This is a genomic window from Pseudomonas syringae group sp. 243L2, from assembly GCF_032587875.1.
Taxonomy (GTDB): domain Bacteria; phylum Pseudomonadota; class Gammaproteobacteria; order Pseudomonadales; family Pseudomonadaceae; genus Aquipseudomonas; species Aquipseudomonas amygdali.
The window spans coordinates 950,175-972,023 of sequence record NZ_JAWHPL010000021.1 but is presented as its reverse complement, the minus strand read 5'-3'; the positions used below and the strand labels follow the sequence as shown (position 1 = coordinate 972,023).

At 58.6% G+C, this 21,849-nt stretch carries 21 protein-coding genes; 14 read left to right on the top strand and 7 right to left on the bottom strand.

Annotated elements, in window-relative coordinates; all coding sequences use genetic code 11:
- Positions 1–4: 4 nt before the first annotated feature.
- Complete coding sequence (locus tag RYB66_RS17345) at positions 5–1,231, bottom strand: TolC family protein (RefSeq protein WP_316894965.1); 1,227 nt, start codon at positions 1,229–1,231, stop codon at positions 5–7.
- 266 nt (positions 1,232–1,497) lie between these two features.
- Here RYB66_RS17345 and RYB66_RS17340 point away from each other — a divergent pair, with 266 nt between their 5' ends.
- The 3 genes from RYB66_RS17340 (at position 1,498) to RYB66_RS17330 (ending at position 4,076) form a co-directional block, all read left to right on the top strand.
- Positions 1,498–2,172 carry a heavy metal response regulator transcription factor gene (locus RYB66_RS17340; protein WP_004654919.1) on the top strand — a complete coding sequence of 225 codons (675 nt, stop codon included), beginning with the start codon at positions 1,498–1,500 and terminating at the stop codon, positions 2,170–2,172.
- Complete coding sequence (locus tag RYB66_RS17335; RefSeq protein ID WP_122280920.1) at positions 2,169–3,560, top strand: heavy metal sensor histidine kinase; 1,392 nt, start codon at positions 2,169–2,171, stop codon at positions 3,558–3,560. Before RYB66_RS17340 ends, RYB66_RS17335 begins: the two co-directional genes overlap by 4 nt.
- 114 nt (positions 3,561–3,674) lie before the next feature.
- On the top strand, positions 3,675–4,076 hold the full coding sequence (locus RYB66_RS17330) for an MAPEG family protein (protein ID WP_002555701.1): 402 nt from the start codon (positions 3,675–3,677) through the stop codon (positions 4,074–4,076).
- 47 nt (positions 4,077–4,123) lie between these two features.
- Here RYB66_RS17330 and RYB66_RS17325 read toward each other — a convergent pair whose 3' ends face one another.
- Both RYB66_RS17325 and ligB read right to left on the bottom strand, forming a co-directional pair.
- Positions 4,124–4,534, bottom strand: coding sequence for a DUF1090 domain-containing protein (locus RYB66_RS17325; RefSeq protein WP_005746924.1), 411 nt, complete (start codon positions 4,532–4,534; stop codon positions 4,124–4,126).
- 40 nt (positions 4,535–4,574) lie between these two features.
- A complete protein-coding gene (ligB, locus tag RYB66_RS17320; RefSeq protein WP_316894962.1) occupies positions 4,575–6,260 on the bottom strand; it encodes an NAD-dependent DNA ligase LigB in 1,686 nt (561 codons plus the stop codon).
- An 855-nt stretch (positions 6,261–7,115) separates the two neighbouring features.
- Between ligB and RYB66_RS17315 the strand changes: the two genes are divergently transcribed.
- Positions 7,116–7,736 (top strand): LysE family translocator, encoded by a 621-nt coding sequence (locus tag RYB66_RS17315; protein ID WP_005781244.1) that lies wholly within the window; start codon positions 7,116–7,118, stop codon positions 7,734–7,736.
- 80 nt (positions 7,737–7,816) lie between these two features.
- Here RYB66_RS17315 and metK read toward each other — a convergent pair whose 3' ends face one another.
- Both metK and RYB66_RS17305 read right to left on the bottom strand, forming a co-directional pair.
- A complete protein-coding gene (gene metK / locus RYB66_RS17310; RefSeq protein WP_002555698.1) occupies positions 7,817–9,007 on the bottom strand; it encodes a methionine adenosyltransferase in 1,191 nt (396 codons plus the stop codon).
- 20 nt (positions 9,008–9,027) lie between these two features.
- On the bottom strand, positions 9,028–10,023 hold the full coding sequence (locus tag RYB66_RS17305; protein ID WP_005746920.1) for an ArsR/SmtB family transcription factor: 996 nt from the start codon (positions 10,021–10,023) through the stop codon (positions 9,028–9,030).
- Between the two features lie 259 nt (positions 10,024–10,282).
- Between RYB66_RS17305 and tkt the strand changes: the two genes are divergently transcribed.
- From tkt to fba, 7 genes are all read left to right on the top strand, one after another.
- Entirely contained in the window at positions 10,283–12,280 is a 1,998-nt protein-coding gene (gene tkt / locus RYB66_RS17300; RefSeq protein ID WP_316894959.1) for a transketolase, read from the top strand.
- A gap of 151 nt (positions 12,281–12,431) precedes the next feature.
- A complete protein-coding gene (gene epd, locus RYB66_RS17295) occupies positions 12,432–13,475 on the top strand; it encodes an erythrose-4-phosphate dehydrogenase (RefSeq protein ID WP_002555695.1) in 1,044 nt (347 codons plus the stop codon).
- Between the two features lie 22 nt (positions 13,476–13,497).
- Complete coding sequence (locus RYB66_RS17290) at positions 13,498–14,661, top strand: phosphoglycerate kinase (RefSeq protein ID WP_057404959.1); 1,164 nt, start codon at positions 13,498–13,500, stop codon at positions 14,659–14,661.
- A 27-nt stretch (positions 14,662–14,688) separates the two neighbouring features.
- Positions 14,689–14,919 (top strand): hypothetical protein, encoded by a 231-nt coding sequence (locus RYB66_RS17285; protein WP_002555693.1) that lies wholly within the window; start codon positions 14,689–14,691, stop codon positions 14,917–14,919.
- A gap of 85 nt (positions 14,920–15,004) precedes the next feature.
- Complete coding sequence (locus RYB66_RS17280; RefSeq protein WP_004654900.1) at positions 15,005–15,202, top strand: hypothetical protein; 198 nt, start codon at positions 15,005–15,007, stop codon at positions 15,200–15,202.
- 52 nt (positions 15,203–15,254) lie between these two features.
- Positions 15,255–15,581 (top strand): MliC family protein, encoded by a 327-nt coding sequence (locus RYB66_RS17275; protein ID WP_002555692.1) that lies wholly within the window; start codon positions 15,255–15,257, stop codon positions 15,579–15,581.
- Between the two features lie 114 nt (positions 15,582–15,695).
- Positions 15,696–16,760 (top strand): class II fructose-bisphosphate aldolase, encoded by a 1,065-nt coding sequence (fba, locus tag RYB66_RS17270; protein ID WP_004654897.1) that lies wholly within the window; start codon positions 15,696–15,698, stop codon positions 16,758–16,760.
- 218 nt (positions 16,761–16,978) lie between these two features.
- On the opposite strand, the gene RYB66_RS17265 is transcribed toward fba, so the two are convergent.
- Entirely contained in the window at positions 16,979–17,398 is a 420-nt protein-coding gene (locus tag RYB66_RS17265) for a DUF3010 family protein (RefSeq protein ID WP_002555669.1), read from the bottom strand.
- Between the two features lie 55 nt (positions 17,399–17,453).
- Positions 17,454–17,864 carry a lysozyme inhibitor LprI family protein gene (locus RYB66_RS17260; protein WP_002555668.1) on the bottom strand — a complete coding sequence of 137 codons (411 nt, stop codon included), beginning with the start codon at positions 17,862–17,864 and terminating at the stop codon, positions 17,454–17,456.
- 228 nt (positions 17,865–18,092) lie between these two features.
- Here RYB66_RS17260 and RYB66_RS17255 point away from each other — a divergent pair, with 228 nt between their 5' ends.
- The 3 genes from RYB66_RS17255 (at position 18,093) to dgcA (ending at position 21,761) form a co-directional block, all read left to right on the top strand.
- Positions 18,093–19,070, top strand: coding sequence for a dipeptidase (locus RYB66_RS17255; RefSeq protein WP_002555667.1), 978 nt, complete (start codon positions 18,093–18,095; stop codon positions 19,068–19,070).
- Positions 19,071–19,154: 84 nt separating this feature from the next.
- Positions 19,155–19,685: a DUF5943 domain-containing protein gene (locus RYB66_RS17250; RefSeq protein ID WP_005613912.1), complete on the top strand. Its 531-nt coding sequence runs from the start codon at positions 19,155–19,157 to the stop codon at positions 19,683–19,685.
- 15 nt (positions 19,686–19,700) lie between these two features.
- Positions 19,701–21,761 (top strand): dimethylglycine demethylation protein DgcA, encoded by a 2,061-nt coding sequence (dgcA, locus tag RYB66_RS17245; RefSeq protein ID WP_060411250.1) that lies wholly within the window; start codon positions 19,701–19,703, stop codon positions 21,759–21,761.
- Positions 21,762–21,849 lie beyond the last annotated feature (88 nt).

Sequence of the window (21,849 nt, the reverse complement as noted above, 5' to 3'; positions counted from 1 at the left end):
AAAGTCAGGGGTTGAAGCTGAACCGGTTGAGATCACCGTGAATTCGCTCGACAGCCACTCGAGCTTCGGTGGCGGTTGCCAGCGATTCCAGGTACTGGCTGCGCGCTGAAATCAGCGTTCGTTGCGCATCCAGCACTTCCAGAAAACCGAACTTGCCCATTTCGAAACCGCGCGTTGCGGTGTCGACGGCGCGCTGCGCGGCGGGCAGGATGACCTGATTGAAGGACTCGACTTCCTGCGTCGCGGTACTCCACTGATCGAGTGCGGACTGGGTCTGGGTGCGCAGCTTGAGCTCAACAGCATTGCGCAGGTCGCGTGACTGGTCGGCCCGGCGTGATGCTGCAAGTACGTTGCCCTGATTCCGGTCGAATAACGGTAGCGGCATCGACAGACCCACGACGTTGACCCGTTCGCGCTCTTCGCGGCTGTACTGGCTGCCGGCGCTGACGGTCAGGTCCGGGATGCGCTTGGCGCGTTCTGAACCCAGCGCGGCTTCGCGCTGTTCTATTTGCGCCTGAGCGAGGCGTAGCTCTGCGGACTGGTTGATGGCGCTTAGTAGCTTTGCGCTCGGTGGCAGCTTGCCCGGCGACAGATCGGTGTATTCCAGACGCTCGAAAGAGGCGACCGGCGAACCGGTGGTGCGCGCCAGTTCACGGTTGCTGTTGATCTTCAGGGTCTCGGCGCGCCGTACCAGCAGGTCGGTTTCAGCCAGTTGCACCTGAGCGCGCGTGGCCTCCACCGGTGACACCTTGCCCGCCCGAACACGCCCCTCGGCAACCTGCAGGCCGCGTTCGGCAAGTATTCTGGACTGGCGCGCCAGGTCCAGACCTGCCTGCGCCCGCGCCGCTGCGTAGAACGCCTGAACCACTTCGGCCCGCAGTTCGTTGCCGCGTCGCTCCACCTCCAGCCGGGCGGCGTCCTGGCCCTTGCTGGCGGCTTCGATGCGTGCTCCGCGCTTGCCGCCCAGTTCCAGTGCCTGGCTGAGCATCACGGTGGTGGTGCTGGTCTCGCGGCGTGTGTCTTCAACCTCCCACGACACCACCGGGTTGGGAATCAGCCCGGCCTGCTGGCGATCACCTTCGGCAACGCCGATCTCCCATTGCGCGGCGGCGAGTTCCGGGTTGCGCGCAAAGGCTGCGTCCAGCGCCTGAGCCAGGCTGATGCCCTGGGCTGCTGCGATGCCGGGAGCAGCAAATGGCAACAGCAGCAGACAAAGTACGGCGACTTTCATGCCGGGCACCCTGTTACCAGACCGGTACGCGGAGTGCGTACGTTGTTCTTCAGTCGCATGAATTACCCTGTCCATGAAGCACCCCATCAAAACAAAAAACAAACAGGCACCTTGGCGCTGAAGTTGGCTGTGGGGACTTTATGTAACCGGAGCTATCACAGGGATTGCTGGAAAATTACGATTTTGTTATCCAACAAGATAAGCGTTTCTTTTCAGTACACTGCACGACATCGTCATCATCCGTTCATCAAACAGGAAGCCTGGTTATGCGAATCCTTGTCGTAGAGGACGAGCCGAAAACTGCCGAGTACATGCATCAGGGTCTGACCGAAAGTGGCTATATCGTCGATATCGCTGCAACCGGGCTCGATGGCCTCTATCTCGCGCAGCATCAGGCTTACGATGTGGTGATACTGGATGTGAACCTGCCGGAAATGGACGGCTGGGAGGTATTGAGTCGCTTGAGGAAGACGGTCAGTACGCGTGTCATGATGGTCACCGCACGAGGGCGCCTGGAAGAGAAGGTCAAGGGTCTGGAATTGGGCGCGGATGACTATCTGGTCAAGCCGTTCGAGTTTCCCGAGCTATTGGCAAGGGTCCGCACGTTGATGCGGCGCAGCGAGCAGACCACCACCTCCAAGGTGTTGCAGGTTGGCGATCTGGAGCTTGATCAAGGGCGGCACCGGGCGTTTCGCGGCAGCCAGCGCATCGACCTGACCACCAAGGAGTTCGCGCTGCTGCACTTGCTGATGCGTCACAGCGGTGAAGTCATGTCGCGTACCCAGATCATTTCTCTGGTCTGGGACATGAACTTCGATTGCGACACCAATGTGGTGGAAGTGTCGATCCGTCGCCTGCGCGCGAAGATCGACGATCCTTTCGAGACCAAGCTGATCCACACGTTGCGCGGCGTGGGCTATGTGCTGGAAGTGCGTGAATGAAACCGACGCGTCTGTCGACGCGCCTGGGGCTGACCGTTACTGCGCTGATTGCGTGTCTGGTACTGGTAATGGAAATGCTCGCTTATGCGGCTATTTCCCGTCAGCTCGATCTGCGCGCCGAAGACAGCCTGAACGAGAAGTTCGCGCAGATCGAACACAGCATGAGCGAGGGCTTTCTCGGCATCGAAGATATTGTTCAATACCCTCATACCCTGCGTGACCAGATCATCGGACACGACAGCTACTCGTTGATGGTGCTCGACGCGGGCAACCCTCGGCAGCAATTGATGATGGTCGGTAACGAGGAAGGCCGGAACCTGCCTGTCCCCGAGGCAGATCACATACCTCAAGGCTTTCAGGAGTTGCAGTCGGTACACGGCCACAAGATTCTGATGGGTTACAGGGAAATACACCTCAAGACAGGGCAGGACATTCTCGTCAGGCTGTCGATGGATCGGGAAAGTGACAGCACGCTGCTGCACGCTTATTTGAAATCGACTTTCCTGATCTTGCCGCTGATCTTGCTGCTGGTCGGCTTCGGTGCCTGGTGGGTAGTGCGTCGTGGTCTCAGGCCGTTGGGTGCTTTCAGAAAAGTAACGGCACTGATCTCGGCTCGCGATCTGTCTCATCGCATGAAAGTGAAGGGCCTGCCTGATGAATTGCGCGACCTGGCGCATGCGGTCAATTTCATGCTGCACCGGCTGGACGGCGATGTGCAGCAACTGGCGCAGTTCTCGGACGACCTCGCACATGAGCTGCGCTCGCCCATGAACAACCTGATGGGCAAGGCGCAGGTCACGCTGTCCAGGCCGCGCCCTTCGGAAGAGTACAAGCAGGCGCTGGAATCGTGCACCGAGGAACTGGAGCGCATGTCGCGCATGATCAGCCAGATGCTGTTTCTGGCCAGCGTCAGCCAGCCTGCCGCGCCGTTGCCGGTTGAGGTCATCGACCTGCGCGAAGAAGCCGATAAGGTCGCCGAGCTGTTTTCATCTTCGGCGGAAGAGCGCGACATCACCTTGCAGGTTCAGGGTAACGCGAAGGCAACAGGCGACCGGCTGATGATTCAGCGAGCGATTTCGAACCTGCTGTCCAACGCTATTCGCCACGGTCTGTCCGGCAGTGTCATTACCATCACCCTTGCCACGCATGCAGATGAAGTGTCACTGGCGGTGCGCAACGCGGGCGATGGTATCGATGCCGAACATCTGCCGCGGCTGTTTGATCGCTTCTACCGGGTTCATGTCAGCCGTGCGCGACAGCAGGGCGGTACCGGGCTTGGGCTGGCGATTGTGCGTTCCATCATGAGCCTGCATGAAGGGCAGGTGACGGTCGAGAGCGAGCCCGGACACTTCACGACGTTCAGCCTGATCTTTCCTAAACTGGTGTAATGCGTCAGGTTGCTGGTCGTTCTTCAAGAACCTTTCGCTGCCCCCCGGCTCATAGCTTGTGAGCGGGTATTGCCCGGATGCTTCAGATGAAGCTGAACCTATAAGGATAGACGTATGACAGTTGCTTTCTGGTGCGTGCTGGTCGCGATCCTGCTGCCGATTATGTGTGCCGGTATCGCCAAGTTCGGCAGCGGCAAATTCGGCAGTGGGCACAATCATGACCCGCGCGCCTTTCTCGACAAGCTGGAGGGTTTCCCGCGCCGTGCGCATGCTGCCCAGCTCAACAGCTATGAAGCGACACCGGCGTTCGCTGCGGCAGTCATCATTGCGCACATTGCCGGCAATGCGCAGCTGGTGACCATTGATGTGCTGGCGGTGCTGTTCATCACCAGTCGTCTGCTTTACATCATCTTCTATCTGGCTGACCTCGCCGCACTGCGTTCGATAGTCTGGCTGGTGGGCATGGGGCTCATCGTCGCGCTGTTCGGCGTGTCGGCTTTCCCGGCCGTATCCTGACAGCCAGGTTGCGGCGCTGCCTATAAGCAGCAGCGCCGCGACCTTGATCAATCGTCAGGCTGGACTTTCTCAAGGTCGGTCTGGGCTTCCTGCAACTCTTTGCGCGATTCCGCCAGCTTGTCCTTGCGCTTGTTGATCTTCTCCGGATCACCTTTGTCCATGGCCTTGTTCAGGTCGGTCTGGCGGCGGCTGACTTCCTGCTTGGCATCCAGCACCTTTTGCTTTCTCTGCTTGATCAATGAGGTCTCGGTGCAGTTGGCATTGACCTCGGCGAGGGCCTTCTCAAGCCCGGTCTGCTCGGCCTTGTTACCTTCGGTCTTGGCGTCCTGAATCTTGCTGCTGATTTCCTGGCTTTTGATCTGGCACTCGGAAGGTGCGGGTGCCTGCTCATCTGCCAGCAGCGTTGTAGCCAGTAGCGTGCAACTGGTGAAAAGGATCAGTGGTGATAAAAACTGCATATGAACTCCGTTTGAACACGGACCAAAAAATGGACGTCCGCTACTTAAAACCTGAAATACCCTGAGCCTGCAATTGATAGCTCAATGCCTGCACCTCTGGGGCCTGAAAAAAAGACCTCAGTTTCGCTGCCCGGCCAGGCCCTATGCCCGGCTCTGCTTGCCATTGCTCAACGCTACGCTCGGCCAGTTCCTGCCAATTGTCAGGAAGTGTTGCACTTCCTGTGGGCGGCAGTCCGATGGCCTTGAGCCACGTCTGAAACGGCCGTTCACGCGCTGTTTGCAGGCTGGCGAGCAGTTTAGCGCTGCTGCGCTCTGCGAAGCCGGGAATGTTAGCAAGCTCAGCATGATTCAGGGTCATCCAATCGAGTAGGCTCTCTATTTGGCCGTTTTCAATAAGCTTGTCCCAGGTCCCCGGACCGACGCCGGGCAGCGCAAGGCCTTTGTTGCCGCTGAGCCAGATCAGTCTGGCGCGGAACTGGCTTTCACAGCCTGGGGTGGCTTGCCAGCAGCTCAACTCATGAAAGTCGTCGGCTTGCGGAATGATCATTTCAACTCGTTCGGCCGCGCGGGATATCACGCCGTCGAGTCTCGGAATCGTCAGCCCAGCCAGGCTCACGGCTACCTGATCGCCAGGTCTTATATCCAGTGTTTGCCAGCGTTGCAGTGAGCCGGTGCTGATGCGGCTGACGGTACGGTCGTCGAGACGTACCGGGGTCAGCTCCAGCACAGGGGTAATCCTGCCGCTGCGACCGATATTGAAGCTGACCTTGCGCACCTCGGCCAGCGCCTGGGCGTAGGGATGTTTCCAGGCGGCGATCCAGTAAGGCGCACTGGCTTGCCAGCGTTGCGCGGGTGGACGTTGGCCTTGACGCATGATCACGCCATCGGTGGCGAACGGCAGGGGATTGCGATACCAATGCTCGCGCCATTTCGCAGCCTGAACATGATTTTCAAGTGAGTGCGTGTACGCCTCGCTGCCTTCAAAACCCATGGCTTGCAGGCCTGCGAGACGTTGCGCCATATCGCCAGGCCCGTTCGGCCAGTCCCAGACGAATAGCCCGATGGCATCAGCCTGCTGCGGGCTGATTGTCTGCCGGGCCAGCATGCCTGCCACCTTGCTGCGCGCGTTGACGCTGCCGGATATTGCCTGAATATGATCGGTCAACCGCCAGTACAGCTCGCCTTGCAGGATCAGGGAGTCATGTTGGGGTAGACGCTGAGGAATGGCCTTTATCAGTCGTGCCTGCGAAGTCCAGTCCTGGCCCTTGCGCCCATCGCCGCGACTGATCGCTTGCACAAGCTGACCTTTTTCGTAAACGAGTGTGACTGCCACGCCGTCGATCTTGGGCTGAATCCACAGGTCTTTGCGGCCCTTGAGCCAGGCCTTGACGCTGTCTTCGTCCGACAGTTTGTTAACGCCCGTATGCGGTACGGGATGAGGCAGCGGACCAACTGCTGTCGTTAGCGGATCGGACTCGGGTTTGGAAATGGCAAAGCACGAGCGCCACACGCTCAGCTTCTGCCGCGCCTGATCGTAAAGCTCGTCAGGGATTTTCGAGAGGCCCTGGCGATGGTAGCTGTCGTCCCACGCGGCAACCTGCTGTTGCAAGGCCGTGACCTCGCTTCGGGCCTTTGCTGCAGACCAATCAGGGCATTGACTGGCATGGCCGAGTCCGGGCAGAAGAAACAGAAGGGCACACGTCATCAGGCGAATGGTGGGCAACATCGAAGCATCCTTGCTTTAGGAATGGGCTCGATGAGGCTAGTCGTTGTCGTGTGGTGAAGGGGCAGGGCTTGGTTACCAGGTTTTGCGATTGCGCAGGGCGGTATGTCTACGCAGAGTGATCAGTGGCTGTACCGGCGTCCTCGTGAGCAAGCTCACACGCCCTTCAGGCAGAAGCGCAGAGCATCGGGCACGATAGTTGAGGTTATCGTTCCTCACGCTCCAGCGTGGGAACGCAGTTCTCGACGCTCTGCGTCGTCAAGAGGACGCGGAGCGTCCAGAAAGGCATGCGACGCAGAGCGCCGCACGATAGTCGCGACTGCACCTGCCCCTTCGTGAGCAAGCTCACACGCCCTTCAGGCAGAAGCGCAGAGCATCGGGCACGATAGTTGAGGTTATCGTTCCTCACGCTCCAGCGTGGGAACGCAGTTCTCGACGCTCTGCGTCGTCAAGAGGACGCGGAGCGTCCAGAAAGGCATGCGACGCAGAGCGCCGCACGATAGTCGCGACTGCACCTGCCCCTTCGTGAGCAAGCTCACACGCCCTTCAGGCAGAAGCGCAGAGCATCGGGCGCGATAGTTGAGGTTATCGTTCCTCACGCTCCAGCGTGGGAACGCAGTTCTCGACGCTCTGCGTCGTCAAGAGGACGCGGAGCGTCCAGAAAGGCATGCGACGCAGAGCGCCGCACGATAGTCGCGACTGTATCGGCGTCTTCGTGAGCAAGCTCACTCCCACAAAGGCTGGGGACGCATGGCCTTGCCAGTAAAGCCCGGCCGCATTTCACGGCGCAGTTGTGTCTTGACCGCTCACTAAAAAAAGCCAGACTGAGTAGCTGACTCAACTCAGGGATTGGAGCCAATGGACATCTCGACTCTCGCTGTATTCATTCCGGCCTGCTTTGCGCTGAACATGGCGCCCGGTCCGAACAATCTTCTGTCGATCAGTAATGCTACGCGCTATGGCTTCGCCAGCTCTTGCGTCGGCGGAGCGGGGCGCTTGTTGGCGTTTGTCATCATGATCGCCTTGGCCGGTGCAGGACTGACTGCTGTGTTGCATACGTCCGAATGGTTGTTTCATGTGATCAAAGTCATCGGCGCGGCTTATCTGTTTTATCTCGCGGTGCAGTTGTGGCGCGCTGCTCCGTCCATACAGGACCAGGCAGCGGTCACAACAGCCAACGCTGGCAGCCTTGCGCGGCAAGAGTTTCTGGTGGCTATTGGTAATCCGAAAGCGATCCTGCTGTTTACTGCTTTTCTTCCGCAGTTTGTAGATCAGCAGAGTGATGTGTCAGGTCAGTTCGCGGTGCTGGGTAGTTTGTTTCTGGTATTGGAGTGCGTAGCGATCGCGTTGTATGCCGCGATGGGGATACATGCTCGCCGCCTGTTGGCGAAACCCAGTGGCAAGCGGTTGTTCAACAGGATGTGCGCAGGGTTGTTGGCGGGCGCTGCATCGGTACTGCTGGTGTCGCGACGGGCTTGAAATATGACTGCGGAATAATTGCCGCGCAGACGAAAAAAAGCCCCGAACGACCAGGTCGCTCGGGGCTTTTTTACTGGTTTTTACAGGCCGGCAGCGGCGCGCAGGGCGTCGGCGCGGTCGGTTTTTTCCCAGGTGAAGGCGGTGAAGGTGTCATCGCCAACGGTCATTTCGACCGGGGTACGACCGAAGTGGCCGTAGGCCGCAGTGGCCTGGTACATCGGGTGCAGCAGGTCGAGCATGGTGGTGATGGCGTATGGGCGCAGGTCGAAGTTGTCGCGGACCAGCTTGATGATCTTGTCGTCGGACAGCTTGCCGGTGCCGAAGGTGTTCAGCGAGATCGACGTCGGCTGGGCCACGCCGATAGCGTAGGACACCTGAATTTCGCAACGCTCGGCCAGACCGGCAGCGACGATGTTCTTGGCCACGTAACGACCAGCGTAAGCAGCCGAACGGTCAACCTTCGATGGGTCCTTGCCGGAGAATGCACCGCCACCGTGACGGGCCATGCCGCCGTAGGTGTCGACGATGATTTTACGGCCGGTCAGGCCACAGTCGCCTACCGGGCCACCGATGATGAAGTTGCCGGTCGGGTTGATGTGGAACTGGGTGTCCTTGTGCAGCAGGTGCGCAGGGATGACGTGCTTGACGATCAGCTCCATCACGCCTTCGCGCAGGTCCTTGTAGGACACATCCGGGTTGTGCTGAGTCGACAGTACGATGGCGTCGACGCCGACAACCTTGCCGTTTTCATAACGGCAGGTAACCTGGGATTTTGCATCCGGGCGCAACCATGGCAGCAGGCCGGATTTACGCGCTTCGGCCTGACGCTGCACCAATTGGTGAGAGAAGGTTATCGGTGCTGGCATCAGCACGTCGGTTTCGTTGCTGGCGTAGCCGAACATCAGGCCCTGGTCGCCAGCGCCCTGATCTTCAGGCTTGCTGCGGTCAACGCCTTGGGCGATGTCTACCGACTGTTTGCCGATGATGTTCATCACGCCGCAAGTCGCGCCGTCGAAACCGACGTCGGAGCTGTTGTAGCCGATGTCGAGGATGACGTTACGCACGATGTCTTCCAGATCGACCCAGGCCGAAGTCGACACTTCGCCAGCGATGATTGCCACACCGGTCTTGACCAGTGTTTCGCACGCTACACGGGCGTATTTGTCTTCAGCGATGATAGCGTCCAGAACCGCGTCGGAAATCTGGTCGGCGATCTTGTCCGGATGTCCTTCGGACACGGACTCGGAGGTGAAAAGTGAATATTCGCTCATCTCTACGGGTTTCCTTCATTTTACCGATGGTGAGTGTCGCCAGCCGGTCGCTGAAAATGGCGAACCTGGATCTGGAAACCATTACGTAAGCCTACATAGAGGCTTTCCCCGGGAACTAGCCCCGCAGCGATGGCCCAACGGGCCAGGTCTTCCTGCTCGAAACCTAACCAGAGATCGCCACAGGCCTCCCTGGCCCAGCTCTGGTCATGACTACACAATTCTGTTACCAGCAAACTACCGCCGGGTTTTACGTGTTCGGCCAGTTGCCTGAGGGCCTGGGCCGGGACTGCGAAATGATGCAGCACCATGTTGAGGACGACGCAGTCGGCACTGACTTTAGCGTCCGTCAGTGCATCGGCCAGCCTCAGCTCAACGTTAGCCAGCGCCTTGCGCTCGCAGACGCCACGCGCCAGGTCCAGCATCACCGGGCTGTTGTCCATCGCGATAACCTGGCGGAAGCGCCGGGCCAGCTCTGGCAGGAAGCCGCCGTCGCCGGGGCCTACTTCCAGCGCCGTTGCCTGCGCGCCGAAGCTCAGTTTGTCGAGCAATGTCAGCAGGCTTTCGCTGTACTGCGCCAGACCGGCGATCAGGTCTTGCTGGGCACGAAACTTTTCGGCAGTACGGGCAAAGAAATCCTGGCTGGCCAGTGCACGTTGTCGATGCACCAGGCCTATGCGGCTCTGTACGTCGTCCGGCAGGTTCAGGGTGTCCACTTCATCGAGCAGCGCCGCATGCAGCCTGCCACCCGGCAATTCAGTGTGGGGCAGGGCGCGACGGTAGAAAATCGCGTTGCCTTCACGCCGCGTTGCAACCAGATCGGCCTGCGCCAGCACCTTGAGGTGATGGCTCATGCCGGACTGACCAATGGCAAAAATCTGCGCCAGCTCAAGCACGCCGAACGAATCGTTGGTCAGCACACGCAGTACGTTGAGCCGCAAGGGATCGCCGCCGGCCTTGCACAATGCAGAGAGGTCGTCGCATGCATCATGGCGAATGGCAGGTACACGCAGGTTCATAGCTGCGCAGTCTAGAGAGCGATCCGGAGCGCTGCAAGGGCAATATCAAAAAGTTTTGATATTGCTGGATGGGTGGCACCGGTCAGGCATTGTGAACTTGTTGCGCTGACGGGTAATCCAGTCTTTACAGGGCAAATAATGTCCGTAACCCCGGAAAAAAGCCTATGGTCGACTATCTGTGATTGCCCCCGGCCTGTCCCTGAGGGAAAATGGCCGTCTTTTTTCCGATCCTAATTTTACAATTCCCAGGAGATCAGCGATGCCAAGCCGTCGTGAGCGTGCCAATGCTATTCGTGCCCTAAGCATGGATGCCGTGCAAAAAGCCAACAGCGGCCATCCGGGTGCCCCGATGGGCATGGCGGATATCGCCGAGGTTCTGTGGCGTGATTATCTCAAGCACAACCCGGCAAACCCCGCGTTCGCTGACCGTGACCGTTTCATCATGTCCAACGGCCATGGTTCGATGCTGGTCTATTCGTTGCTGCACCTGACCGGCTACGACCTGTCCATCGACGACCTGAAAAACTTCCGTCAACTGCACAGCCGCACACCGGGTCACCCCGAGTTTGGCTATACCCCAGGCGTTGAAACCACCACTGGCCCATTGGGTCAGGGTTTTGCCAACGCCGTCGGTTTTGCCGCTGCCGAGAAAACCCTCGCCGCACAGTTCAACCGTCCAGGCCATTCCATCGTTGATCACCATACCTACGTGTTTATGGGTGATGGCTGCATGATGGAAGGTATTTCCCACGAAGTCGCTTCCTTGGCCGGTACGCTGCAACTGGACAAGCTGATTGCGTTCTACGACGACAACGGCATCTCCATCGATGGCGAAGTCGAAGGCTGGTTTACCGACGATACGCCGAAGCGCTTCGAGTCCTACGGCTGGTTGGTTATCCGCAATGTCGACGGTCATGACCCTGAAGAAATCAAGACCGCCATCGACACCGCGCGCAAGAGCGACAAGCCGACGCTGATCTGCTGCAAGACCACCATCGGCTTTGGCTCGCCGAACAAGCAGGGCAAGGAAGAATCCCACGGTGCGCCGCTGGGTGCGGACGAAATCGCCCTGACCCGTGCGGCCCTGAAATGGAACCACGGTCCTTTCGAAATTCCGGCTGATATCTACGCCGAGTGGAATGCGAAAGAAAAAGGCTTGGCTGCCGAAGCCGAGTGGGATCAGCGCTTTGCTGCCTATTCCGCCGCTTTCCCTGAACTGGCCAACGACTTCATCCGTCGCATGAGCGGCGAGTTGCCTGCTGACTTTGCAGAGAAATCCGCTGCTTATGTCGCCGAAGTGAACGCCAAGGGCGAAACCATCGCCAGCCGTAAGGCCAGTCAGAACGCCCTGAGCGCACTGTGCCCGTTGCTGCCGGAAATTCTCGGTGGTTCGGCCGACCTAGCCGGCTCCAACCTGACCATCTGGAAAGGCTGCAAGAGCATCACTGGCGAAGACCCCAACGGCAACTACCTGCACTACGGTGTTCGTGAGTTCGGTATGGGCGCCATGATGAACGGTATCGCCCTGCACGGCGGCTTCGTGCCGTACGGCGCAACCTTCCTGATCTTCATGGAATATGCTCGCAACGCGGTGCGTATGGCCTCGCTGATGAAGAAGCGCGTGATCTACGTATTCACCCACGACTCCATCGGTCTGGGCGAAGACGGCCCGACTCACCAGCCGATCGAGCAACTGACCAGCCTGCGTACCACGCCGAACCTGGACACCTGGCGTCCGGCAGATGCCGTGGAATCGGCCGTGGCCTGGAAACACGCCATCGAGCGCAATGACGGTCCATCCGCGTTGATTTTCTCGCGTCAGAACCTGACTCACCAAGCGCGTGAACAGCAGCAAATAGATGCCATTGCCCGTGGCGGCTATGTACTGCGTGACTGCGCTGCAGAGCCTGAGCTGATCCTGATCGCGACCGGTTCGGAAGTCGGTCTGGCTGTGCAGGCGTATGACAAGCTGACCGAGCAGGGGCGCAACGTTCGTGTGGTCTCCATGCCATGCACCAGCATCTTCGAAGCTCAGGATGCGGCCTACAAGCAGGCTGTTCTGCCACTGCAGGTCAGTGCACGTATTGCCATCGAAGCGGCTCACGCCGACTACTGGTACAAATACGTGGGTCTGGAAGGTCGCGTGATCGGCATGACCACGTTCGGCGAGTCGGCCCCTGCGTCAGCCTTGTTCGAAGAGTTCGGCTTTACGCTGGAAAACGTCTTGAGCACGGCTGAAGAGCTGCTCGAAGACTGATCAGCTATGTAATGTTGATGTTGTGGGAGCGACCGGGGCGGCGATCCGCCTTGCTCGCGAATGTAGCAACCCGGTAAATCAGCTGCACCGGGTGCTGCCATTCGCGGACAAGTCCGCTCCCACATGACTGTTATTCCCTGGCGAAAACTTCATGCCCCAGCCCCGCCCTTACAAAGTTGCTCTGAACGGTTACGGCCGTATTGGTCGTTGTGTTGTTCGCGCGCTGTGCGAGCGGGGGGCCAAGGCCGGGTTTGAAGTGGTTGCCATCAATGATCTGGCCGACATGGCCAGTCTCGAATACCTCACGCGCTTTGACTCCACACACGGCCGGTTTCCCGGCGAAGTGCGGGTCGAGGGGCAATACCTGCATATCAATGATCACCGCATCAAGGTCCTGCGCAGCGCGACACCGGAAGGTATCGACTGGGCCGGGCTGGAGGTCGATCTTGTGCTTGAGTGTTCCGGTGTCTACAACACTCGCGAAGACGGCCAGCGCTTTCTGAATGCCGGTGCGCCGAGGGTGCTGTTCTCTCAGCCGATGGCCAGCGAGCGGGATGTCGACGCCACTGTCGTGTTCGGTGTCAACCAGCAGAAGCTGACTGGCCGGGAATTACTGGTCTCCGCAGCATCGTGTACCACCAATTGCAGTGTGCCGCTGCTGCGTCTGCTGGATCAGGCCATCGGCCTTGAGTACATCACCATCACGACCATCCATTCGGCAATGAATGATCAGCCGGTGATCGACGCCTATCACCACGAAGATCTGCGCCGTACCCGCTCGGCGTTTCAGTCGATCATTCCGGTGTCCACCGGTCTGGCGCGCGGAATCGAGCGGCTGCTTCCGGAACTTGCCGGCCGAATTCAGGCCAAAGCTGTTCGTGTTCCGACCGTCAATGTGTCTTGCCTGGACATTACGCTGCAAATGTCGCGAGACACCGACGCTGTCGAGATCAACCGTATTTTGCGTGAGGCCGCCACCAGCGGCCCGCTCAAGGGACTGCTGGCCTACACTGAGTTGCCGCACGCCAGCTGCGATTTCAACCATGACCCGCATTCGGCGATTGTCGATGCGAGTCAGACCCGCGTTTCCGGTCCCAGGCTGGTCAATCTGCTGGCCTGGTTCGATAACGAATGGGGTTTTGCCAACCGAATGCTCGACGTCGCCGATCACTTTCTGCGCGTCGCTGACCAATAACAGTAAAAAAACAGGAATGCTCATGACCGTCTTGAAGATGACCGACCTCGATCTGCAAGGTAAACGTGTACTGATCCGCGAAGACCTCAATGTCCCGGTAAAGGACGGCGTTGTCAGCAGTGATGCACGTATTCTTGCCTCGCTGCCGACCATCAGGCTGGCGTTGGAAAAAGGCGCGGCCGTCATGGTCTGCTCGCACCTGGGTCGTCCGACCGAGGGCGAGTTCTCTGCTGAAAACAGCCTCAAGCCGGTTGCCGAGTACCTGAGCAAGGCATTGGGTCGTGATGTTCCGCTGGTTGCCGATTATCTGGACGGCGTTGACGTCAAGGCCGGCGATGTCGTGCTGTTCGAGAACGTTCGCTTCAACAAGGGTGAGAAAAAGAACGCCGACGAGCTGGCACAGAAATATGCGGCCCTGTGCGACGTGTTCGTGATGGACGCTTTCGGTACCGCTCACCGTGCCGAGGGCTCGACCCACGGCGTTGCCAAATTCGCCAAAGTGGCAGCGGCAGGCCCGTTGCTGGCCGCCGAGCTTGAAGCGCTGGGCAAGGCCTTGGGCGCTCCGGCTCAGCCGATGACTGCCATCGTTGCCGGCTCCAAGGTGTCCACCAAGCTTGACGTACTCAACAGCCTGAGCGGCATCTGCAATCAGTTGATCGTCGGCGGCGGCATTGCCAATACCTTCCTGGCCGCAGCGGGTCACAAGGTCGGTAAATCGCTGTACGAACCTGACCTGCTCGATACCGCGCGTGCCATTGCCGCCAAGGTCAGCGTGCCATTGCCGACTGACGTGGTGGTTGCCAAGGAATTCGCCGAGAGCGCCACTGCAACCGTCAAGCTGATCGCTGACGTGGCCGACGACGACATGATTCTCGATATTGGCCCGCAAACTGCTGCGCATTTCGCCGAATTACTGAAATCTTCCGGGACTATCCTGTGGAACGGTCCAGTCGGCGTGTTTGAATTCGATCAGTTTGGTGAAGGCACCAAAACGCTGGCCAAGGCCATTGGCGAAAGCCAGGCGTTCTCCATCGCGGGCGGTGGCGACACACTGGCGGCCATCGACAAGTATGGTGTTGCAGAACAGATTTCCTACATTTCGACCGGTGGCGGTGCATTCCTCGAGTTCGTGGAAGGCAAGGTTCTGCCAGCGGTAGAAGTGCTCGAACAACGCGCCAAGGCTTGAATGAAAGCTTTGGACAAGGAGTGGTCAATGGTCAGGGCGTTACCGTGGTTTCTCATCGCAGGTTTGCTGGCCGGTTGCGCGGGCAAACCTGCGGTTGAAGAGGTGGAGAGCGACTCCCCGAGCCAACCGCTCCAGTTAAGCTGTTATCAGGCGGGCTGGCAGGCCGAAACGGTGCCGGTCATCTACAAGCGTGGCGGTCCGCAGGCATGGGATCGTTACGAGTTCATGCCCAGAACAGGCAATGTAGGATGTTTGTGAGCCAGGTCTGAAATCCGTTTGGCAACATTGACGGGCTTGGGCGGTCTTTAAAGAGTGGATATTTTTCCGGCAAAGGAGTTTCGCCATGAAGATCGCTGCCCTGGCTCTGATGAGCTGCGTTGTATTGGCTGGTTGTACCGGTTCTGGCTCACATGCCAAGACCTGTCAGATATTCAGCCCGGCCTCTGTGAATGTGCCGACGACTGAAAACAGTCAACGGGTCGAGGCACATGTAACGGGTGAGCCGGCCGACGACCGTAAACAGGAACAGAACTGCCCCTGACAGTTGAGACGACCGGCATACACCGCGTTTCGCAGGGCAGCCAGGAGATGTAATGAGACGCGTGATTGCCCTTGGGGTTTTGGCAGTGCTTGGCGGTTGTTCGAGCCTGAGCACATCGCAGCACAATGACCCCTGGAACCGTTGGGTGTGTGACAGCAATGCAGAGGTCAACTGGCGCTACATCGATTCGGCCAAAAAGGAAGTCGATGTTCGTCTGAATCAGAGCGATCAGGTGTTCAGGCTCAAGGCTGAACCCGGCGCTGCCAGCGGAACGCTTTACAGCAACAATGTGTTGGCATTCGTCAACAAGGGTAGCGAGGGCCTGATTTACTGGGACGCTACCAACGATCTGATCGGTCGCGGCTGCAAGGCCAGATAAGTCGGATCTCGGGCACACACGCGCAGCCTTCGTGGCTGAGCTTATAACTTGAATGGCAGCCGCCACTACGGCAGGCTTGCTCGATTAACGACCCTACCGGGAGAGAGACAGACAATGGCACTTATCAGCATGCGCCAGATGTTGGACCACGCAGCCGAATTCGGCTACGGCGTTCCAGCTTTCAACGTAAACAACCTGGAACAGATGCGCGCCATTATGGAAGCGGCCGACAAGACCGACTCCCCGGTGATCGTCCAGGCTTCTGCCGGTGCCCGCAAATACGCCGGTGCGCCGTTTCTGCGTCACCTGATTCTCGCCGCGATCGAAGAATTCCCGCACATCCCGGTGGTCATGCACCAGGACCACGGCACCAGCCCTGACATCTGCCAGCGCTCGATCCAGCTGGGCTTCAGCTCGGTGATGATGGACGGCTCGCTGCGTGAAGACGGCAAGTCCCCAGCCGATTACGACTACAACGTCGACGTTACCCGTCGCGTAGTGTCCTTTGCTCACGCCTGCGGCGTTTCCGTGGAAGGTGAGCTGGGCGTGCTGGGTTCGCTGGAAACCGGTATGGCTGGTGAAGAAGATGGTGTTGGCGCGGAAGGTGTTCTGGACCACAGCCAGATGCTGACCGACCCTGAAGAAGCGGCTGACTTCGTCAAGCGCACCCAGGTCGATGCTCTGGCCATTGCCATTGGCACCAGCCACGGTGCGTACAAGTTCACCAAGCCGCCTACCGGTGACATCCTGGCGATCGAGCGCATCAAAGAGATCCACAAGCGCATCCCGAACACTCACCTGGTGATGCACGGTTCCTCGTCCGTTCCACAGGAATGGCTGAAAATCATCAACGAGTTCGGCGGCGACATCAAAGAAACCTACGGTGTGCCGGTCGAAGAAATCGTTGAAGGCATCAAGCACGGCGTGCGCAAGGTCAACATCGATACCGACCTGCGTCTTGCCTCTACCGGTGCCATCCGCGAATTCATGGCTAAAAACCCAAGCGAGTTCGACCCGCGCAAGTATCTGGCCAAAACCGTCTCGGCCATGCGTGACGTGTGCATCGCGCGCTACGAAGCCTTCGGCACCGCTGGCAACGCCTCGAAGATCAAACCGATCTCCCTGGACGCCATGTTCGAACGCTACGCGCGTGGCGAGCTGGATGCCAAGATCAACTGAGTTGATTGCGCATTGAAAAAACCCGCAGAAATGCGGGTTTTTTTATAGCGCTTCGAAATTGGCAGCGCGGCGCAGATTTGTGACGCAGAGCGTCACGACAGGCATTCCCACGCTGGAGCGTGAGGAACGATCGGCGTCCGGGAGAACACCTACAACTATCGTGCGACGCTCCGCGTCGCATGCCTTTCTGGACGCTCTGCGTCCTCTCTTGAAGTTGCTTAAACGCTCTTCATCAACCCCGCACACGCCGCCTTGTAAGCTTCGTGCTGATACTTGTTAAGCGTATCGGGCAGGGCGAAAGCGTGTTTCTTGTTCTGCGCATTAATGGTCTGCGGCGAGATCAGCGCTACATCGCAATCGGACATCAGTTGAAAGATGGTTTCGATCTTGAATGTGGTCGGGCCGCCGGCGAATTCGCCTTTCTTGCTGCGTTTTTTGATGGCGATGTGGCTGACGCCGTGTTCGCGTACGAAGCTGGCGAGCTGCGTAGCGAAAGCCTTGACGTTGGCAGGCTCTTCATCGTCCTCCAGCGCGATCTTTTTCGTGGCCAGCGGCAGATGAGCGAGCCCGCTGCTCTGCCGAGTGGCAAGGGCGAATATGGCTTCGCTGCCTTTGATTTCTACACCGCAAATAATCATGAGAAAACCTGATGAGCTCGTTCATATAAAGAAGCAGGTTATCTCATCGTAGACGTTATTCCTGTGCAATCGACTCCAGGTACTCCGAGCGCTCGTCGCTCATGCGCGCAATGCAGTCGTTTTCACTGATGGTGAATGCTTTGCTGCCTGCCGCAGAAGGGAAGACTTCAACGGCGCAATCTGCGTCACGCAGCTTCTCCCAGGCTTGCTGGGCGGTCTTGAGTTTGCTGGTAAAGTCGTTGAATTGCGTCTTGTTGGCAACGAACTGGGACTGAACACGCTTGAGCAGGTTGTTGAAATTTTCCTTGAGCAATTCTTCTGCAGTCGTGCGGCTGTAAACCGAGCACTCCAGAGTCTGCTTGTCATCGTCAACACCGTCGCAAGGCGAGACATCCGGGTTCTGAGCAGCCTGTACGCCTGTCACAGCCGTTGCCATCAGGGCCAGGGTCAGCAAAAACGTTTTCATCGAGTCGCTCCGATCCATTGATACGCTGGATTCTGTCTCAAGCGCGAGACAATGAACAGGTTTACGACATCGTGGGGCGACACGCCGTCACCCTTTGTCGCATCTTGACGCTTTCGGCAAACCCCCTGTCGTTTTTGCACCCGGTTCACGCGACCCTCCGGCATATGCTGACCCCATTAGCGCCGACAGCCGATTCGGCGCGCCGGAATCAAAAAAGGGGACAGCCTGATGAGCCCAGCCGAATTGCACGCCGACAGCATCGTTATTGACGGGCTGATCATCGCCAAGTGGAACCGCGAGCTGTTTGAAGACATGCGCAAGGGCGGCCTGACCATGGCCAACTGCACGGTGTCGGTATGGGAAGGCTTCCAGGCCACTATCAACAGCATCTGCAGCAGCCAGAAACTGATGCGCGAAAACAGCGACCTGGTCATGCCGGTGCACACCACCGCAGACATTCGCAAAGCCAAGGAACTGGGCAAGACCGGCATCCTCTTCGGCTTCCAGAATGCGCATGCCTATGAAGACCAGATCGGCTACGTCGAGATCTTCAAGCAACTGGGCGTCGGCATCGTGCAGATGTGCTACAACACCCAGAACCTGGTCGGCACCGGCTGCTACGAACGCGACGGCGGGCTGTCGGGTTTCGGTCGTGAGATCGTTGCTGAAATGAACCGTGTCGGGGTGATGTGCGACCTGTCCCACGTGGGTTCGAAAACCTCGGAAGAAGTCATTCTCGAATCGAAAAAGCCGGTCTGCTATTCCCACTGCCTGCCTTCAGGCCTCAAAGAGCATCCGCGCAACAAATCCGACGCTGAACTGAAGTTTATTGCCGACCACGGCGGCTTTGTGGGCGTGACCATGTTCGCGCCGTTTCTGGCCAAGGGCATCGATTCGACCATCGACGATTACGCCGAAGCCATCGAATACGTGATGAACATCGTGGGTGAAGATGCCATCGGCATTGGTACTGACTTTACCCAGGGCCACGGTCAGGACTTTTTTGAATACCTGACCCACGACAAGGGCTACGCCCGCCGTCTGACCAGCTTCGGCAAGATCATCAACCCGCTGGGCATCCGCACCGTGGGCGAGTTTCCCAATCTGACTGAAACATTGCTCAAGCGCGGTCATTCCGAGCGCGTGGTGCGCAAGATCATGGGCGAGAACTGGGTCAACGTACTGGCCGACGTCTGGGGCGAGTAATCCGCCAGCCACACCTTATCGAATTGAACCCCCGCGGCCTTTCAGGCGGTGGGTGTAACCCGAATCATCTGGAGTTTGACCCCCATGGCTAAAATCGCCCCGCAACTGCCTATTGAAGTCGACAGCGAAACCGGCGTCTGGACCTCCGATGCGTTGCCGATGCTCTATGTGCCCCGGCACTTTTTCGTCAACAACCACATGGGCATCGAAGAAGTGCTGGGTGCCGATGCCTACGCTGACATTCTCTACAAAGCCGGTTACAAGTCCGCTTGGCACTGGTGTGAAAAAGAAGCCGAATGCCACGGCCTGCAAGGTGTTGCCGTGTTCGAGCACTACATGAAGCGTCTGTCGCAACGCGGCTGGGGGCTGTTCAAGATTCAGGACATCGATATCGAAAAAGGCACCGCCAGCGTGAAGCTTGAGCACTCCTGTTTCGTGTATGTCTACGGCAAGGTCGGACGCAAGGTCGACTACATGTTCACCGGCTGGTTTGCCGGGGCGATGGACCAGATACTCGCCGCCAGCGGCAGCTCGATCCGTACCGTAGCCGAGCAGGTTTACGGTGGCTCCGAAGAAGGTCACGACGACGGACTGTTTGTCGTCAAGCCGCTGTAAATCGAGGATCGCGTTATGGCTTTCGAAGCGATGTTCCAGCCGATCCAGATTGGCAAACTGACAATCCGTAACCGTGTGCTGAGTACCGCGCACGCTGAGGTTTATGCCACAGACGGCGGCATGACCACCGACCGGTATGTGAAGTACTACGAAGAGAAGGCCAAGGGCGGTATCGGTCTGGCCATCTGCGGCGGCTCATCAAGTGTCGCCATCGACAGCCCGCAAGGCTGGTGGAAATCGGTCAATCTGGCGACCGACAGAATCATCCCGCACTTCCAGAACCTCGCCGACGCCATGCACAAGCACGGTGCCAAGATCATGATCCAGATTACTCACATGGGCCGTCGCTCGCGCTGGGATGGTGATCACTGGCCGACCCTGATGTCGCCGTCAGGCATTCGCGAGCCGGTACACCGTGCGACTTGCAAGACCATTGAGCCGGAGGAGATCTGGCGAGTGATCGGCAACTACGCCAGCGCAGCGGCCCGCGCCAAGGCCGGTGGGCTGGACGGGGTCGAGTTGTCGGCGGTGCACCAGCACATGATCGACCAGTTCTGGAGCCCGCGGGTCAACAAGCGCACCGATGAATGGGGTGGCAGTTTCGAGAACCGCATGCGCTTCGGCCTGGAAGTTATCAAGGCGGTGCGCAAGGAGGTCGGCCCCGACTTTTGTGTGGGCCTGCGCATCTGTGGCGACGAGTTCCACCCCGATGGCCTCAGTCACGAGGACATGAAGCAGATCGCCAAGTATTACGACGACACCGGAATGATCGATTTCATCGGCGTGGTGGGCTCGGGTTGCGACACCCACAACACCCTGGCCAACGTCATTCCGAACATGAGTTATCCGCCAGAGCCGTTTTTGCACCTGGCGGCCGGGATCAAGGAAGTGGTCAAGGCCCCGGTGCTGCACGCGCAGAACATCAAGGACCCGAACCAGGCAACGCGAATTCTGGAAGGCGGCTATGTCGACATGGTCGGCATGACCCGCGCGCACATTGCCGACCCGCACCTGATCGCCAAGATCAAGATGGGCCAGATCGATCAGATCAAACAGTGCGTCGGTGCCAACTACTGCATCGACCGCCAGTATCAGGGGCTGGATGTGTTGTGCATCCAGAACGCTGCGACGTCCCGCGAATACATGGGCGTGCCGCACATCATCGAAAAGTCCACTGGGCCGAAACGCAAGGTCGTGGTAGTCGGTGCCGGTCCTGCCGGTATGGAAGCGGCTCGGGTATCTGCCGAGCGTGGCCATGACGTGACCCTGTTCGAGAAGAAGGAATTCATTGGCGGGCAGATCACTACCGCGTCCAAGGCACCGCAGCGCGACCAGATTGCCGGTATTACGCGCTGGTTCCAGCTGGAGCTGGCGCGCTTGAAAGTAGATTTGCGTCTGGGTGTTGCGGCCGATGGAGCAACCATCCTCGACCTGCGCCCGGACATCGTGGTGCTGGCGGTCGGCGGTCACCCGTTTCTTGAGCAGAACGAACACTGGGGTGCGGCTGAAGGCCTGGTGGTCAGCAGTTGGGATGTGCTGGACGGCAAGGTGGCGCCCGGCAAGAACGTGCTGGTCTACGACACCATCTGCGAGTTCACCGGCATGTCGGTAGCCGACTATCTGGCCGACAAGGGCAGCCAGGTCGAAATCGTCACCGATGACATCAAGCCGGGCGTGGCAATTGGCGGAACCTCGTTCCCGACCTACTACCGCAGCATGTACCCCAAGGAAGTGATCATGACCGGCGACATGATGCTGGAAAAGGTCTATCGCGAGGGCGACAAGCTGGTGGCGGTGCTGGAGAACGAATACACCGGTGCCAGGGAAGAGCGAGTGGTCGATCAAGTGGTGGTGGAAAACGGCGTGCGTCCGGACGAAGCGATCTATTACGCGCTCAAGGAAGGCTCGCGCAACAAGGGCCAGATCGACATCGATGCGCTGTTCGCCATTCAGCCACAGCCTTCATTGAGCCAGCCGGGCGACGGTTACCTGCTGTTCCGTATCGGCGACTGCGTGGCGCAGCGCAACACCCATGCAGCGATCTATGACGGCTTGCGCCTGTGCAAGGATTTTTGAGAACAGCTACAGGTTGCAAGCTTCAAGCTGCAAGTAGAAGCCTTTGCTCGGTGCTTTTTCTTGAAGCTTGCAGCTTGAGGCTTCCAGC

Coding starts and splice junctions, on each gene's coding strand:
- RYB66_RS17345 (WP_316894965.1), bottom strand. CDS start 1,231: ATGAAAGTCGCCGTACTTTGTCTGCTGCTGTTGCCATTTGCTGCTCCC.
- RYB66_RS17340 (WP_004654919.1), top strand. CDS start 1,498: ATGCGAATCCTTGTCGTAGAGGACGAGCCGAAAACTGCCGAGTACATG.
- RYB66_RS17335 (WP_122280920.1), top strand. CDS start 2,169: ATGAAACCGACGCGTCTGTCGACGCGCCTGGGGCTGACCGTTACTGCG.
- RYB66_RS17330 (WP_002555701.1), top strand. CDS start 3,675: ATGACAGTTGCTTTCTGGTGCGTGCTGGTCGCGATCCTGCTGCCGATT.
- RYB66_RS17325 (WP_005746924.1), bottom strand. CDS start 4,534: ATGCAGTTTTTATCACCACTGATCCTTTTCACCAGTTGCACGCTACTG.
- ligB (WP_316894962.1), bottom strand. CDS start 6,260: ATGTTGCCCACCATTCGCCTGATGACGTGTGCCCTTCTGTTTCTTCTG.
- RYB66_RS17315 (WP_005781244.1), top strand. CDS start 7,116: ATGGACATCTCGACTCTCGCTGTATTCATTCCGGCCTGCTTTGCGCTG.
- metK (WP_002555698.1), bottom strand. CDS start 9,007: ATGAGCGAATATTCACTTTTCACCTCCGAGTCCGTGTCCGAAGGACAT.
- RYB66_RS17305 (WP_005746920.1), bottom strand. CDS start 10,023: ATGAACCTGCGTGTACCTGCCATTCGCCATGATGCATGCGACGACCTC.
- tkt (WP_316894959.1), top strand. CDS start 10,283: ATGCCAAGCCGTCGTGAGCGTGCCAATGCTATTCGTGCCCTAAGCATG.
- epd (WP_002555695.1), top strand. CDS start 12,432: ATGCCCCAGCCCCGCCCTTACAAAGTTGCTCTGAACGGTTACGGCCGT.
- RYB66_RS17290 (WP_057404959.1), top strand. CDS start 13,498: ATGACCGTCTTGAAGATGACCGACCTCGATCTGCAAGGTAAACGTGTA.
- RYB66_RS17285 (WP_002555693.1), top strand. CDS start 14,689: ATGGTCAGGGCGTTACCGTGGTTTCTCATCGCAGGTTTGCTGGCCGGT.
- RYB66_RS17280 (WP_004654900.1), top strand. CDS start 15,005: ATGAAGATCGCTGCCCTGGCTCTGATGAGCTGCGTTGTATTGGCTGGT.
- RYB66_RS17275 (WP_002555692.1), top strand. CDS start 15,255: ATGAGACGCGTGATTGCCCTTGGGGTTTTGGCAGTGCTTGGCGGTTGT.
- fba (WP_004654897.1), top strand. CDS start 15,696: ATGGCACTTATCAGCATGCGCCAGATGTTGGACCACGCAGCCGAATTC.
- RYB66_RS17265 (WP_002555669.1), bottom strand. CDS start 17,398: ATGATTATTTGCGGTGTAGAAATCAAAGGCAGCGAAGCCATATTCGCC.
- RYB66_RS17260 (WP_002555668.1), bottom strand. CDS start 17,864: ATGAAAACGTTTTTGCTGACCCTGGCCCTGATGGCAACGGCTGTGACA.
- RYB66_RS17255 (WP_002555667.1), top strand. CDS start 18,093: ATGAGCCCAGCCGAATTGCACGCCGACAGCATCGTTATTGACGGGCTG.
- RYB66_RS17250 (WP_005613912.1), top strand. CDS start 19,155: ATGGCTAAAATCGCCCCGCAACTGCCTATTGAAGTCGACAGCGAAACC.
- dgcA (WP_060411250.1), top strand. CDS start 19,701: ATGGCTTTCGAAGCGATGTTCCAGCCGATCCAGATTGGCAAACTGACA.